The following is a 13884-nucleotide window of genomic DNA, read 5'->3' as shown; positions in this document are numbered from 1 at the left end:
TTGCGGCGGAGCACCGTTGGAGGTGATCAAGCAATACATTCAAAACCAGCGGGGCTGACGCCCCGGCGAAATTCCCCTCCCACCTACGTCGGAGGGAGTCCCCTTTCGCATTTAAGATGGCATTATCGTCATTCACGATATTCCATATGAAATTGCCAAGCACCGTAATCACCCCCACCAGGACGCCATTCACGTGGCAGGCTGGGTCAGCCTGTTCACCCTGCACGTGCTCTGGCCCTTCCTCTGGATCTGGGCCACGATTTATCGCCCCGATCGCGGCTGGGGCTTCTCGCAACGCCTACAACATGACGAGACAGAGATCAGCGCACTCAAAGAGGAGCTGGCAGCACTGCAGGCTCGCATGACCACGCTCGAACAGACCGACAAATAGGTAACGCCCCATGGACCTGCTACTTATTCTCACCTATACAGCCCTCTGCATAGGTATTTTCAAGATCTTCAAGATCCCGCTCAACAAGTGGACCGTGCCGACCGCCGTACTGGGTGGCGTCATCATCATCGGCACACTCATCATGCTGATGAACTACAACCACCCCTATTCCGAGCTGGCTCGCAACTATTATGTCTCCACCCCGGTCGTGCCCCTGGTCAAGGGGCGTGTCACCGACGTCCCGGTCAAGCCCAACCAGCCGGTCAAGAAAGGGGATGTGCTGTTTCGCATCGACGCTGAGCCCTTCCAGGAGAAGGTCGCCAGCCTGACGGCGCGCCTCGCCTCCAACACCGATTTTCTGAAGGCTCTGGACGCCCGCCTGCGATCCGCCAGCCTGGACAGGGATCGCGCCCAGGAGCTGATGCGACGGGGCATCGGCAAACAGCGCGACCTCGACGTCACCCAGGCCAACGTGGATGACATCGTCGCCCAAATTGATCAGCAGAAAGCGACCCTCAATGACCTGGGTGCCCAGCTCAACATCGCCAAGTACGATCTGGAGCAGACCGTGGTCTACGCCCCGAGTGACGGTCATGTCGTACAACTGGCATTGCGCCCGGGCATGATTGCCGCCCCCTTCATGTTCCGCCCCGTGATGACCTTCATTCATGAAGATGCCAATGCCTATGTCGGCTGGTTCTGGCAGAACAGCATGCAGCGGCTCAAGGCGGGTGACGAGGCCGAAGTCGTGCTCGACGGCATTCCGGGCCGCATCTTCAAGGCCAAGGTGCAGTCCGTTATCCCGGCCATGGCACCGGGCAATATCCAGGCACAGGCGGGTCTTATCGATCAGACCTCGGCACAGGTACCGGGTCGCCTGCCCATCGTGCTCGAGATCACCGATCCCGAATGGGCAAACTACCAGGTGATCGCGGGTTCCAGCGGTCAGGCCGCCATCTATACCGAGCACTTCCACCACGTGGCCATCATGCGCAAGATCCTGATGCGCATGGGTAGCTGGCTCAACTACCTGTTCCCCTTCCACTGAGGTCCCTGACCTGCACGGGCCGGCATCCTGCCGGCCCGCTTCCTGTCAGCACGCCCCCTTCGCTGCATTTTCCCCGCAAGATCCCTATAATGGCGCCATCTTGCACCACAGCCGTTCCCCATGTTCGTTCTCAGACCCTATCAAACCGACGCGGTCAACGCCGTCATCAGCCACTTTCGCAAACACCCGGATCCCGCCGTGGTGGTGCTGCCCACCGGGGCCGGCAAAAGCCTGGTGATCGCCGAACTGGCCCGCAAGGCCCGTGGCCGGGTGCTGGTGCTGGCTCACGTCAAGGAGCTGGTGGAGCAGAACCACGCCAAGTACGAGGCCTGGGGACTCCGGGCCGACATCTTTGCCGCGGGGCTCGCACGCAAGGAGGCGAGCGCCCAGGTGGTGTTTGGCTCGGTGCAGTCGGTGGCGCGCAATCTGGATGCCTTCGACGGCGCTTTTTCGCTGCTCATCATCGACGAGTGCCACCGGGTCTCGCTCGATGACGACAGCCAATACCATCAGGTGATCGAGCATCTCAAGGCCGCCAATCCGGCCCTCAAGATCCTCGGGCTCACCGCCACCCCCTATCGGCTGGGGCTGGGCTGGATCTACCGGCGCCACTACCACGGCATGGTCAAGAGCCACGGCGAGCGGCTGTTCGGTGACTGCGTGTTCGAACTGCCCCTGCGCTTCATGGTGAAAAACGGCTACCTGACCCCGCCGCGCCTGGTGGACGCCCCCATCGTCCACTACGACTTCAGCAAGCTGGTGCCGCGGGAAAACGGCCTGTTCAGCGAGGCGCAGCTCAACGGCGAGATCAAGCGACAGGAGCGGGTCACCCCCCATATCCTGAGCCAGGTGCTGGAGTATGCGGCCGACCGGCAGGGGGTGATGATCTTCGCCGCCACCGTCGAGCATGCCCGGGAAATTCATGACCTGCTCGGTGCCAGAGACCAGCAGGCCGCCCTCGTCACCGGCGAGACGCCGGGACCGGAGCGCGACGCTCTAATCAGTGCCTTCAAGGCGCGCGAGCTCAAGTTTCTGGTCAACGTGGCAGTGCTCACCACCGGCTTCGATGCCCCCCACGTCGACCTCATCGTGATGCTGCGCCCCACCGAATCGGTGTCGCTCTATCAGCAGATTGTGGGACGGGGCCTGCGCCTCTCACCCGGCAAGAGCGATTGCCTGGTGCTCGACTACGCAGGCAACAACTTCAACCTGTTTGCCCCCGAAGTGGGGGAACCCAGGCCCCACGCCGGCACCGAGCCGGTTCAGGTGCCCTGCCCCGCCTGCGGCTTTGCCAACACTTTCTGGGGCAAGACCGACGAGGATGGCAAGGTGGTCGAACACTACGGCCGCCGCTGTCAGGGACTGTTTGAAGATGACGAGGGCAACCGCGAGGAGTGCGACTACCGCTTTCGCGCCAAGATCTGCCCAGGTTGCGGTGCTGAAAACGACATCGCCGCCCGCCGCTGCCAAAGCTGTGACCAGCTGCTGGTGGACCCTGACGACAAGCTCAAGGAGGCCCTCAATCTCAAGGACTGCATGGTGATCCGCTGCGCCGGTTTGACCCTGAGCCCTGGGCGCGGCAAGCAGGGGGAGCGGCTGGAGGTGACCTACCACGACGAGGATGGCCTGACCCTGACGGAGTACTTCCCCTTTCACTCCCGGGGTGCACAGCGCTTGTTTCAACAACGCTTTGTGCGTCATCATTGGCCCGCCCCGGGCCTGGAGCCCGAATTCACTACCCTGGCGAGCGTGATGCTCGCGGCAGACCAGTTCCGTCACCCGGATTTCGTCATCGCCCGCAAGTCGGGACGCTTCTGGCAGGTGAAGGAAAAAATATTCGATTACGAGGGGCGTTACCGGACTGCCAACGCCCCGGCCTGACCCCATGGCAGGCGATACCCGGCAGTCACCCGGTTTGATTATCGGGGCGGTTTCTGATGCCGCCCTTTCGTTCAGTTAGAGGATCCTATGCAGCGGCTGTTGATTGGTTTTTGTGCTCTCTTTTCTCTGGCGGTCCAGGCCGCCCCGCTGACCCCGCCCAAGGGGGGCCAGTACGCCGTCATCGTACAGGGTAACAACGGGGTGGAATTTGCCCGTCACGCCGATGACATGATAGCCCCCGCCTCCACCATGAAGGTGCTCACCGCGCTCGCCGCCCGCCTCGAACTCGGTGCCGACTTCCGCTTCGCCACCGACATCCAGGCCCAGCCCGGCGCCAAACAGGGCACTACCATCAACGGCGACATCTGGATCAACTTCGTCGGCGACCCGACCCTGTCGCGCATGGATCTGGTTGCCCTGTTCAAACAGTTGGGCGTCACCCGCATTCAGGGCAACGTCTATGTCAACACCGGTGCCTACAACGGCTATGAGCGTGGCAACGGCTGGTCCTGGGGGGATCAGACCCTCTGTTTCGCCGCTCCCGTCTCCTCGGTCATCATCGACAAGAACTGCGCCTACGGCACCATCACCGCCACCCAGATTGGCAAGCCTGCGGTGGGCAACGTGGCCACCGGCGTGCCCATCGGCATCGGCGCCGACAACGTGGAGGTGATGAGCTATGGCGACATGGCGCGTCAGTTCTGTGCTCTGGAAGTAGACATGGCCAAGGGCAACTTCTACGAGCTCAAGGGCTGCATCACCCCGAACAAGGAGCCACAAGGGCTGCGCTTTGCCATCCATGACGTGGAGGCCTGGGGCTGGGACAACATCCGCTGGGCCATGAACCGCGCCGGGATCAGCCACGACGGCCTGCTGCGGGTCACCCATCAGGCCCCTGTCGGTGCCCAGACCCTGGCGACCCACTACTCTGTCTCCCTGCCGGTGATGCTCGCCAAGATGTTGAAAAAGTCCGACAACCTCTACGCCGATACCTTCCTCAAAACCGTGGGGCGTCACTACTACAACAAGCCGGGCAGCTATCGCAGCGGCACCATGGCGGTGCGCGCCATCCTGACCAAGCACGGCATTGACCTTGGCAACGCCACCCTGGCCGACGGCTCCGGCCTCTCCGCCCACAATCTCATCAGCGCGCGCCAGATGTTGTCGGTGCTTAACTTCATCCAGAAGAACGATGCCGAGCTCGACTTCATCAAGCTGCTGCCAAGCTCCCAGGTGGACGGCACCCTGGCCTGGCGCCGCAGCGTCACCGCCCCCATGATGAAGAACAAGGTGCACGCCAAGACGGGCACCATCACCGGCACCTCGAACCTCGCCGGCTTCATCGACACCGCAAGTGGCCAGCGCAAGGCCTTCGTGATGTTCCAGCGCGGCCTGTCGCAAGACCCCGCCACCCACGAGCGCTATCGCGCCAGCAAGGCCCCCTGGCCCTGGACCGTCTTCGAAAAAGGCGTGCTGGAGAGCATCTACCAGCAGCAGCCCATCCAGATCGCCGAGCAGTGATGAACGATATAGGTGGCCTTGCCAGCAAGGCGGCCCCCATTCCCCGACCTTGGGGCGAAACAGGGACGCTGGCGCCGTCATCAGCAGTGGGCGCAATCGGAGATGGCGAACGTAAGCATCGCTATTTTCAGCTTTGACTGACAGGGCGCCACGGCTATGCTGTGCCCAGCCTCATCTCAATGGCCTTCTTCAACGGCTTGTTTAATGGAGAGAAAAGATGTTTGTAGAGATTTTTGGTCGTCCCGGTTGCCCCTATTGCGTGCGTGCCAAGCAGATTGCCGAGCAACTGACCGAGGAGCGCGATGACTTCGAGTTCCGCTACGTGGATATCAACGTGGCCGGGCTGACCAAGGACGATCTCGCCGCCAAGGCGGGCAAGCCGGTCACCACTGTGCCGCAGATCTTCCTGGATGAGCAGCACATCGGCGGCTGCACCGATTTTGAGGCCTATGCCAGAGCCAATCTGGGTCTGTAAGCCCCGACACCATGAAAAAAGGCGCCTCTGGCGCCTTTTTTCATGTCGCCAAGCCTGCCTCAGGCCACCGGCGTGAAGCGGCTCACCACCTGTCCCTGATGTTCAATCCACTCCATGAACATGGCGACGGGGCGGGCATAGACCTGACCATCCTGTTCGGATTGATAGATCACCAGCTGCTCCTGGGTTTCGGTGTGCAAGGCCAGGGCAAGAACCTGGTAATAGCCCCCCTTGAAATGGCGGTAGCGACCGGTGGCGGGTGCCTGCATGAGTGAACCTCGAGAGCGGGAAGATGAGCCCCTGTGCCTGCGTGCTCCCCTGGCAGACCGACGGGTCGGGGCCTTTTTTACCCCAGCCAATCGTGCCAGATGGGGGAGATATTTCAATACACTCATGTTGCTTTATGAATCTGCCCCTCATCTTTCACTGATCTACCAAAGAGAGGCAAACGATCATGCTGAATTTAACATTTCAACAACCCTGTTTCAGGGGTAAATATCAGGGATTTATTCCATAAATTAGATTGTTCTAGCATTCAATTCTGTGAAGAATAGGGGCAGAGAAATTTGATACTAAAAACAGCTTTTCTGCCAACGCGCCCCACGGGGAAGGAATCACGCTCACCATGTTCACTATCGACAAGTCGCACAAGCTCGACGATGTCTGCTATGACATCCGCGGCCCGGTGCACAAAGAAGCTCGCCGTCTCGAAGACGAAGGTCACCGCATCATCAAGCTCAACATCGGCAATCCGGCCCCGTTTGGCTTCGAAGCACCGGAGGAGATCATCAAGGATGTGATCCTCAACATGCCCCAGAGCCAGGGCTACTGCGACTCCAAGGGGCTCTTCTCCGCCCGCAAGGCGGTGATGCAGTACTACCAGCAAAAAGGGATGCGCAAGGTCGACATCGACGACATCTACATCGGCAATGGTGCGAGCGAGCTCATCGTGATGGCGATGCAGGCGCTGCTCAACAACGGCGACGAGATGCTGGTGCCCTCCCCCGACTACCCGCTCTGGACCGCGGCCGTCACCCTCTCCGGTGGCCATGCGGTGCACTACCGTTGCGACGAAGGGGCTGACTGGTATCCGGATCTCGACGACATCCGCGCCCGCATCACCCCGCGCACCCGCGGCCTGGTGCTGATCAACCCCAACAACCCGACCGGCGCCGTCTACGGCAGCGAGTTCCTGCTGGAGGTGATCGAGATCGCCCGCCAGCACAACCTCATCATTTTCGCCGACGAAATTTACGACAAGATCCTCTACGACGACATCTCCCACACCAGCGTCTGCACCCTGTGCGACGATGTCATGGTGGTGACCTTCAACGGCCTCTCCAAGGCCTACCGCGCCTGTGGCTTCCGCCAGGGCTGGATGGTCATCACCGGTCCCAAGGGCCGTGCCAAGGGCTACATCGAGGGGCTGGAGATGCTGGCCTCCATGCGGCTTTGTGCCAACGTGCCCATGCAGCACGCCATCCAGACCGCCCTGGGTGGCTACCAGAGCATCAACGAGCTGATCCTGCCGGGCGGCCGCCTGCGCCGCCAGCGCGACAAGGCGTGGGAGCTGCTCAACGACATCCCTGGGGTCTCCTGCGTCAAGCCCAAGGGGGCGCTCTACATGTTCCCGCGCCTCGACCCCAAGGTGTACGACATCCGAGACGACCAGAAGATGGTGTTCGATCTGCTGCAGCAGGAGAAGCTCCTGCTGGTGCAAGGCACCGGCTTCAACTGGCCGGCGCCGGATCACTTCCGGCTGGTGTTCCTGCCCCGGGAAGAGGAGCTGGAAGAGGCTATCGGCCGTCTCGCCCGCTTCCTCAAGGGCTACAAGCAGTAAGCAAGGCTCATGAAAAAGGCTCCCGTGGGAGCCTTTTTGTTGTCTGTCGTTTTCTATCCGTGCCATCAGCCGTGCAGCAGGGCACCGGCTACCAGCACCGCCATGGTGATGAGGGCCACCCCGATGATGAAGGGCAGCACCCAGCGCACGAAGCGATCATAGGGGATCTTGGCCAGCGCCAGCCCCGCCACCAGATGGGCTGCTGTGGGGGCGAACAGGTTGATCCAGCCGGAGGCGGACTGATAGGCGGTGATCACCAGATCCCGCGAGATCCCGGAGAAGTCCGCCAGCGGCCCCATCAGCGGCATGGAGACGGTCGCCAACCCCGAGGTGGACGGGATGAAGAAGCTCAGGATGATGTGCACCAGATAAGCCATCAGGATGAAGACCGACGACGACAGCCCGCTCACCAGCCCCTCGGCCCAGTGCAAAATGGTGTCGATGATGACGCCATGTTCCATCACCACATAGATGCCGCGTGCCACCGCCACCACCAGCGCCACCCCGATAAGATCCCGAGCGCCGCTCAGGAAGGTCGCCACATAGTTGGACTCCGGCATCCGGTTGATCAGCGCGATCAGAATGGAAGCAGTGAAACACAGGGTGGAGAGCTCGTCGAACCACCAGCCCAGGGTAGGCAGCAGATCGATGCCCAGATCTGACCAGGGCACCACCGCATAGATCATCAGCAGGAAGGTGCCGAAGAAAACCAGCATGGTGAGCTTCTGCTTGCCGCTGAAGGCGAGATTGCCGCTCTTCATCTGGGAGAACTCGTCGTCATAGGCGATGTCGGCCAGCACGGAGCGGGACTTGTCCTGCTGCACCTGCTTGGCGTAGCGCATCACGAACCAGGAGGCGAAGATCACCAGCAGCAGCCACTGCACAACCCTAAGGCCAATCCCCTCACCGATGGGAATGCCGGCAAAACCGGAGGCGATGCCGGTAGCAAACGGGTTGACGGTGGAGGCGAGCACCCCGACCCCGGAGCCAAGCAGGATAATCCCGGCCGCCACCATGCGATCAAAGCCCGCCGCCATCATCACCGGCACGATCAGTGCCCAGAAGGCCACCGTCTCCTCCGCCATGCCGAAGGTGGAGCCGCCGAGGGCAAACAGGGCGATCAGCACCGGGATGAGCAGCCGCTCGCGCCCGGCGAAGGTACGCACTATGGCCCCGACCCCGGCATCCAGCGCACCGCTCTGCATGGTCACCGCCAGAAAGCCGCCGATGATGAGTACGAACAGTGCTACGTCCGCCGCCTTGTGAAAGCCCTGGATGGGCGCCTTGAGCACATCGAATACCCCCTGGGGTTGGGAAGGGAGCTCGGTGTAACTGCCGGGTACCGGCAACAGTCGCTCATCGCCGCTGTAGTCGGCCACGGCGGCTGCCGCCACCGGCTGCTGGGTCTTGGCCGTCACGTAGTTGTATTTGCCCGCCGGCAGCACCCAGGTGAGGGCCGCCATCAGGGCGATGATGATGAAAAGCAGGGTATAAACCGTCGGGAGCTGGCGCTTCTTGGGCGCCTCATGGGATGTGGTCATGACTTTCGTACCTCGGCGGTGCCGTCTGTGATCCGGACAGCGCAAGCCTAGCGGGTTTGTTCGGGGAAAAAGGTGATCGCGGATAATAAACCTGAGGCAACAGGTTGAGTCTGCTGCAAAAAAACAGGGCCCCGCAGGGCCCTGTCTGTGCTGGTGACCGACTTACAGCTCGACCACGTCGAATTGCACGTCCGGATTCACGTCCGCATCGTAGTCCACCTCGTCCAGACCGAAACCGAACAGGCGCAGGAACTCCTGCTTGTAGCCGGTGTAGTCGGTCAGTTCACTGAGGTTCTCGGTGGTGATGGAGGGCCAGAGATCACGGCAGGTCTGCTGCACGTCTTCACGCAGTTCCCAGTCATCCATGCGGATGCGTGCCTGCTCGTCCAGCGCCATGTCGGCGCCGTACAGGCGGGTGCGCATCATGCGGTCCACCTGCTCCATGCAACCCTCGTGGATGCCCTTCTCCTTCATGATCTTGAAGGCCATGGAGATGTAGAGCGGCATCACGGGAATGGCAGAGGAGGCCTGGGTCACAACGGATTTGAGGACGGCCACGTGGGCGGTCCCCCCCTTGGCGGCCAGATCGCCACGGATCGCGGTGGCGGCACGGTCCAGATCTTCCTTGGCTCGGCCCAGGGTACCATGCCAGTAGATTGGCCAGGTCAGGTCGGTACCGATGTAGGAGTAGGCCACGGACTTGGCACCGTCAGCCAGCACACCCGCATCGCGCAGAGCCGCCATCCACAGTTCCCAGTCCTGGCCGCCCATGACGGTGATGGTGCTCTGGATCTCTTCCTCATTCGCCGGCTCGACGGTGGCGGTGATGATCTGATCCTTGTTGGTGTCGATGGCGGTGGAGGTGTAGACCTCGCCGATGGGTTTGAGGGCGGAGCGCACCACTTCGCCGGTGTCCGGCAGCTTGCGCACCGGAGAGGCCAGGGAGTAGACCACCAGATCGATTTGACCCAGATCCTGCTTGATGAGCTCGATCACCTTGGCACGGCACTCGTGGGAGAAGGCATCGCCATTGATGCTCTTGGCGTAGAGGCCGGCCTCTTTGGCGGCCTTGTCGAAGGCGGCGGAGTTGTACCAGCCGGCGGAGCCCGTCTTGGTCTCGGAGCTCGGCTTTTCGAAGAAGACACCGATGGTGGCAGCTCCGCTGCCGAAGGCTGCGGCAATGCGGGAGGCCAGACCATAGCCGGTGGAAGCGCCGATCACCAGCACCTTCTTGGGGCCATTCTCGATGGCGCCCTTGGCTTGGGTGTAAGCGATCTGGCGACGAACATTGGCTTCACAACCAACCGGGTGGGTGGTGGTGCAGATAAAGCCGCGAACCTTGGGTTTGATGATCATGTGTTGTCTCTTATCCGTTTGATGGATGAAATCGGGGCATAAGATACCTCATTGCGGCCCGTTATGGTGCTCTGATGTGTTGAACTGCGGGGAAACAGGCAGGGATCCGTCGCTTTGTGCCGCCATGGCACACCCATTGCGCAGGAGATCTCCCCGCCATGGACCAGAGAGAGGCGACGTGAGGACCGGAATGTCACACCCGGAACGAGGCCGTTGTCTGACCTTGCGCCATGTACTAGTGTGCAAGGAAGAGGATTCAAGGAGGAGTCTATGTCACGCATGCTGGTCATCTCTCTCGCCTGCCTGGGGCTTGCCAACGTCCCCGTTGTCCAGGCGGCTGTCTATCAATGCGCCCGCGATGGGCAGATCACCTTCAGCGACATCCCCTGCAGCAGCGACGCCAAACCCATGGTACTCAATGTCTATACCCCCTCCCCCGAGGCGGTGGAGCAGGCGGCCAACCAGACCCGGGAGATAGAGCAGAGCCTGGCGAACGGCCAGAAACAACGCCAGGCCGAGGCTCTGCGCACCGAGATCGAGGCCAAAAAGCAGAAGATGAACAACGAGATGACCCAGATCACGGAGAACAAGGCAAGATCCCGCAATGTCTCGGCAGAGATGCAGTCGGTCACTACCCGATATCAGAAAGAGATTGAGTCCCTGAACCAGAAACTCTCTACCTTGCAGGCAAAATAAACACTCCCTGTTTCGGGACAGAAAATATACCGAAGCGGCAATGTCGTCACGGGTTCACACATGCCGGATATCCAAAAACTCACACCCTTGGCCGTTTATTTCTCACACCAGAGGATCAGATAGCGGCTTTTTCCCGATCCCCGTAGCCACCTAATTTCACCGCGTTCCAGAAGACTCAACTTTATCCCCACCGAGATCCCTGACGTGCCACAGGGTTCATACGAGGGCGATATATAGGGGCATCGTGACAATTGTCAGTGCCAAAAGAGGCGCCTTCATGCCAATATTCCCTGGGGCCCAAAGCGGTCCACGAGATAAATAACCTTGGTACGAGACCCTACAATTAAGAAGCTATTTATCAACATTGAAAAATAAAAAGTTAATTTGAGTACGATGACGACTCATCAGGACGCAATGCTATTGTTAATTTACTCATATTTGGTCGTTATCCCATTCAAGGGTCTCATGGAGGAGCGCTGTCATGTTCTGGAATCAAAAAGCAAGCAAGGAAGCCAGTGAGCAAGCGGCAAGGGTGGTGGGCTGGGGGCATTTGAACAGGCTATCCAGTTGCAGGTCCCCTTCGTCCAGTTCACCCCGGCGGGAGTGGTCACCTTCGCCAACGCGCTGTTTCTCAAGATCGTGGGATTTGAACGTGACGAGGTGATCGGCAAGCATCACAGCACCCTCTGCTTCCCCGACGACGTCAATACCCGGGATTACGAGACCTTGTGGCAGGATCTGCGCCACGGCGTCTCCCGCAGCGGCCGCTTCATTCGCCAGTCGAAATCCGGCAAGGCCGTGTGGCTGGAGGCGACCTATTTCCCCATCGTGATCGACGTCAAGGTGGTGCGGATCGCCAAGGTCGCCTCCGACGTGACCCAGCAGCAATCCACCCTGGAGCGCACCCAGGCCCTGCTGGCAGCCCTGGACAAGTCCCTGGCTGTCATCGATTTCCAACCCGATGGCACCGTCATCACCGCCAACCAGAATTTCCTCAACTGCTTTGGTTACCGGCTGGAAGAGGTGGTCGGCAAGCATCATCGTCTCTTCTGTGACACCGAGTTCTACCAGAACAACCCCCATTTCTGGCAGGATCTCGGCTCGGGTGACATCAAGTCCGGGCTTTTCATGCGTCTGGGTCACCGGGGGGAGAAGATATGGCTGGAGGCCACCTACAACCCCATCTTCAACCACGAGGGCAAGGTGGTCAAAATCATCAAGCTGGCGAGCGACATCACCGAGCGGGTGGAGAAATCCATCTCCACCCGGGAAGCGGCCCAGAAGGCGTGTGCCATCGCCAGCGAAACCGTCGCGAGCGCCGCCAGGGGGCGGGAGGTCATCGACAGGGTGCTCGACACCTCCTCTCACATCAACACCTCGGTCAATGCGGTCAGCAAACAGATAGAGCAGCTCAACCAGCAATCCAGGAGCATCGAATCCATCATCTCCACCATCAGCGGCATCGCGGATCAGACCAATCTGCTGGCCCTCAACGCGGCCATCGAGGCGGCCCGCGCCGGGGAACAGGGACGGGGATTCGCGGTCGTGGCCGACGAGGTGAGGCAACTGGCGGCGCGCACTTCCAGCTCCACCAGCGAGATCGTCACCGTCATCAAGCACAACTCGGAGATCACCTCCCAGATCACCCAGACCGTCTCCGTCGTCTCCGACAAGGCGGTGGCAGGTCAGGAGCAGGCCACCATCATCGCCGACGTCATCAAGGAGATCATCGAGGACGCCAACTCGGTGTCGGACACCGTCAAGAGCCTCTCCATCTGAGCGACAGCTGCCAATGACAACGGGGGGCCCAGGCCCCCCGTTGTCATTGCTGTCCGCCCACCCGACACCCGCTCAGCCATCCCCCAGGAGATAGTGTCTGGCTTCCTCGTCCGCCAGCGCGAGGGCGATGTCCCATAGCGCGGCGATGCAGAGCCCCTCCTCCCCCACAGCTTCCTCTTCCAGCGCCTCCAGGGCTCTGGCATCGGCCAGGGTAAAGGGGGGATGGTTCAACAGGCTTTTGGCCGCGGCCAGCAAGTGCATGTCGCTCATCGGTCGGCTCCTTCTTAGACAGCGTGTTTCCCTGCCCAGACTGTAGCCCAATGACGGCGACTCATCCCCCGGTGGCGACTGCCTGCGCACGCTTCCTGCCGGACGGCAGTTGGCCCACCCCGATGCCGGCCAGCACGGCGGCACAGGCCACCCATTGCAGGGCAGTGAGCGTCTCTCCCAGCAGCAGATAGGCGAGCAGCAGGGTAAAGACCGGTATGAGGTTCACATAGGCAGCCGCCAGGGTCACCTTCACCTGGGTCACCGACCAGTTGTAGAGCAGGTAGGCACCAAGTGTCACGAAGGCGCCGAGGAAGAGGATGACCCCCATGTCCTGCCAGGCCCAGCTCGCGGGCCAGGGCGCACTGAAGGCAAAGGGCGCGAAGAAGAGCATGCCGACGAAGGCCTGCAACGCTGTCAGTGTCATCACGCCGTAGCGGCTGGAGAGCTTCTTGAATACCACGGAATAGGTGGCGGCGCAGAGCATGGCGCCCATCTCCAGGCTGTTGCCGAGCAGGGCGTTGGGGGCGAACTCGTCTGCGCCCTCCCCCAACCCCAGCAGGGCGATGCCAACGATGGCGATGGCAAAGCCCAGCAGCTGGCGGCGACTCACCCGCTCTCCAAGCAGCACGAAGGCCACCAGAGCCACCATCAGGGGAAGCAGGGCACAGACCATACCGGCCTGGCCGGCACTGGTGTAACGCAGGGCGTTGACTTCAAGAAGAAAGTAGAGGCAGGGCTCAAGCGCCCCCATCAGGGCCAACCAGCGCCAATCCCCCTTCTGGTAAGTGACGCGGCCAAGCTGGCGGTAGCAGAGCAGCCAGCAACAGGACGCCACCCCCATCCGCATGAAGAGCACCTGACCGAAGGACCAGATTTCCAGCACATGTTTGAGGGCGATGAAGGAGCTGGACCAGAGCAGCATGGCCAGGGTCAGCGTCAGGGCGGGTAAAGGGCGCACAATGCCTCCATCTTAAATGCGAAAGGGGACTCCCTCCGACGTAGGTGGGAGGGGAATTTCGCCGGGGCGTCAGCCCCGCTGGTTTTGAATGTATTGCTTGATCACCTCCAACGGTGCTCCGCCGCAAG

General features: G+C 61.0%; 13 protein-coding genes and 1 pseudogene. 9 read left to right on the top strand and 5 right to left on the bottom strand.

Annotated features, from left to right (window positions below; all coding sequences use genetic code 11):
• Positions 1 to 121: 121 nt before the first annotated feature.
• The 5 genes from ACNPAA_RS19415 to ACNPAA_RS19395 all read left to right on the top strand — a co-directional run bounded on the left by ACNPAA_RS19415 (position 122) and on the right by ACNPAA_RS19395 (position 5316).
• Positions 122 to 391 carry a DUF3302 domain-containing protein gene (locus ACNPAA_RS19415; RefSeq protein WP_041201542.1) on the top strand — a complete coding sequence of 90 codons (270 nt, stop codon included), beginning with the start codon at positions 122 to 124 and terminating at the stop codon, positions 389 to 391.
• Positions 392 to 401: 10 nt separating this feature from the next.
• A complete protein-coding gene (locus ACNPAA_RS19410) occupies positions 402 to 1439 on the top strand; it encodes an HlyD family secretion protein (protein WP_010674032.1) in 1038 nt (345 codons plus the stop codon).
• Between the two features lie 120 nt (positions 1440 to 1559).
• On the top strand, positions 1560 to 3320 hold the full coding sequence (locus tag ACNPAA_RS19405) for a DEAD/DEAH box helicase (protein WP_043156377.1): 1761 nt from the start codon (positions 1560 to 1562) through the stop codon (positions 3318 to 3320).
• An 87-nt stretch (positions 3321 to 3407) separates the two neighbouring features.
• Positions 3408 to 4841 (top strand): D-alanyl-D-alanine carboxypeptidase/D-alanyl-D-alanine-endopeptidase, encoded by a 1434-nt coding sequence (gene dacB / locus ACNPAA_RS19400; protein ID WP_043156376.1) that lies wholly within the window; start codon positions 3408 to 3410, stop codon positions 4839 to 4841.
• Between the two features lie 217 nt (positions 4842 to 5058).
• Positions 5059 to 5316, top strand: a complete 258-nt coding sequence (locus ACNPAA_RS19395; protein ID WP_010674029.1) for a GrxA family glutaredoxin — start codon at positions 5059 to 5061, stop codon at positions 5314 to 5316.
• A gap of 59 nt (positions 5317 to 5375) precedes the next feature.
• On the opposite strand, the gene ACNPAA_RS19390 is transcribed toward ACNPAA_RS19395, so the two are convergent.
• Positions 5376 to 5585, bottom strand: a complete 210-nt coding sequence (locus ACNPAA_RS19390) for a DUF1653 domain-containing protein (RefSeq protein ID WP_010674028.1) — start codon at positions 5583 to 5585, stop codon at positions 5376 to 5378.
• Positions 5586 to 5941: 356 nt separating this feature from the next.
• Between ACNPAA_RS19390 and ACNPAA_RS19385 the strand changes: the two genes are divergently transcribed.
• Positions 5942 to 7156, top strand: coding sequence for a pyridoxal phosphate-dependent aminotransferase (locus ACNPAA_RS19385; protein ID WP_201873008.1), 1215 nt, complete (start codon positions 5942 to 5944; stop codon positions 7154 to 7156).
• A gap of 65 nt (positions 7157 to 7221) precedes the next feature.
• Here ACNPAA_RS19385 and ACNPAA_RS19380 read toward each other — a convergent pair whose 3' ends face one another.
• Both ACNPAA_RS19380 and fabV read right to left on the bottom strand, forming a co-directional pair.
• A complete protein-coding gene (locus ACNPAA_RS19380; RefSeq protein WP_201873010.1) occupies positions 7222 to 8697 on the bottom strand; it encodes a YfcC family protein in 1476 nt (491 codons plus the stop codon).
• Between the two features lie 162 nt (positions 8698 to 8859).
• Positions 8860 to 10053, bottom strand: coding sequence for an enoyl-ACP reductase FabV (gene fabV / locus ACNPAA_RS19375; RefSeq protein WP_041212832.1), 1194 nt, complete (start codon positions 10051 to 10053; stop codon positions 8860 to 8862).
• 270 nt (positions 10054 to 10323) lie between these two features.
• Between fabV and ACNPAA_RS19370 the strand changes: the two genes are divergently transcribed.
• From ACNPAA_RS19370 to ACNPAA_RS19360, 3 genes and pseudogenes are all read left to right on the top strand, one after another.
• Positions 10324 to 10749: a DUF4124 domain-containing protein gene (locus ACNPAA_RS19370; RefSeq protein ID WP_043156375.1), complete on the top strand. Its 426-nt coding sequence runs from the start codon at positions 10324 to 10326 to the stop codon at positions 10747 to 10749.
• A 603-nt stretch (positions 10750 to 11352) separates the two neighbouring features.
• A pseudogene (locus tag ACNPAA_RS19365) lies at positions 11353 to 11940 on the top strand (PAS domain-containing protein); the annotation flags it as partial.
• Between the two features lie 12 nt (positions 11941 to 11952).
• On the top strand, positions 11953 to 12528 hold the full coding sequence (locus ACNPAA_RS19360; protein WP_408745691.1) for a methyl-accepting chemotaxis protein: 576 nt from the start codon (positions 11953 to 11955) through the stop codon (positions 12526 to 12528).
• Between the two features lie 72 nt (positions 12529 to 12600).
• Here the strand turns inward: ACNPAA_RS19360 and ACNPAA_RS19355 are convergent, their stop codons facing one another.
• Both ACNPAA_RS19355 and ACNPAA_RS19350 read right to left on the bottom strand, forming a co-directional pair.
• Positions 12601 to 12798 (bottom strand): hypothetical protein, encoded by a 198-nt coding sequence (locus ACNPAA_RS19355; RefSeq protein WP_161470688.1) that lies wholly within the window; start codon positions 12796 to 12798, stop codon positions 12601 to 12603.
• A 61-nt stretch (positions 12799 to 12859) separates the two neighbouring features.
• A complete protein-coding gene (locus tag ACNPAA_RS19350; RefSeq protein WP_049636405.1) occupies positions 12860 to 13756 on the bottom strand; it encodes a DMT family transporter in 897 nt (298 codons plus the stop codon).
• Positions 13757 to 13884 lie beyond the last annotated feature (128 nt).

It is taken from the genome of Aeromonas sp. PS2Canimalfood6 (assembly GCF_048276795.1).
GTDB lineage: Bacteria > Pseudomonadota > Gammaproteobacteria > Enterobacterales > Aeromonadaceae > Aeromonas > Aeromonas caviae.
Note: the sequence above shows the minus strand (reverse complement) of the source record. Positions and strands in the feature narration are given on the sequence as shown.

Excerpts from the sequence above, each read along its gene's own strand:
- ACNPAA_RS19410 (WP_010674032.1), top strand. The coding sequence starts at position 402 with ATGGACCTGCTACTTATTCTCACCTATACAGCCCTCTGCATAGGTATT.
- ACNPAA_RS19405 (WP_043156377.1), top strand. The coding sequence starts at position 1,560 with ATGTTCGTTCTCAGACCCTATCAAACCGACGCGGTCAACGCCGTCATC.
- dacB (WP_043156376.1), top strand. The coding sequence starts at position 3,408 with ATGCAGCGGCTGTTGATTGGTTTTTGTGCTCTCTTTTCTCTGGCGGTC.
- ACNPAA_RS19395 (WP_010674029.1), top strand. The coding sequence starts at position 5,059 with ATGTTTGTAGAGATTTTTGGTCGTCCCGGTTGCCCCTATTGCGTGCGT.
- ACNPAA_RS19390 (WP_010674028.1), bottom strand. The coding sequence starts at position 5,585 with ATGCAGGCACCCGCCACCGGTCGCTACCGCCATTTCAAGGGGGGCTAT.
- ACNPAA_RS19385 (WP_201873008.1), top strand. The coding sequence starts at position 5,942 with ATGTTCACTATCGACAAGTCGCACAAGCTCGACGATGTCTGCTATGAC.
- ACNPAA_RS19380 (WP_201873010.1), bottom strand. The coding sequence starts at position 8,697 with ATGACCACATCCCATGAGGCGCCCAAGAAGCGCCAGCTCCCGACGGTT.
- fabV (WP_041212832.1), bottom strand. The coding sequence starts at position 10,053 with ATGATCATCAAACCCAAGGTTCGCGGCTTTATCTGCACCACCACCCAC.
- ACNPAA_RS19370 (WP_043156375.1), top strand. The coding sequence starts at position 10,324 with ATGTCACGCATGCTGGTCATCTCTCTCGCCTGCCTGGGGCTTGCCAAC.
- ACNPAA_RS19355 (WP_161470688.1), bottom strand. The coding sequence starts at position 12,798 with ATGAGCGACATGCACTTGCTGGCCGCGGCCAAAAGCCTGTTGAACCAT.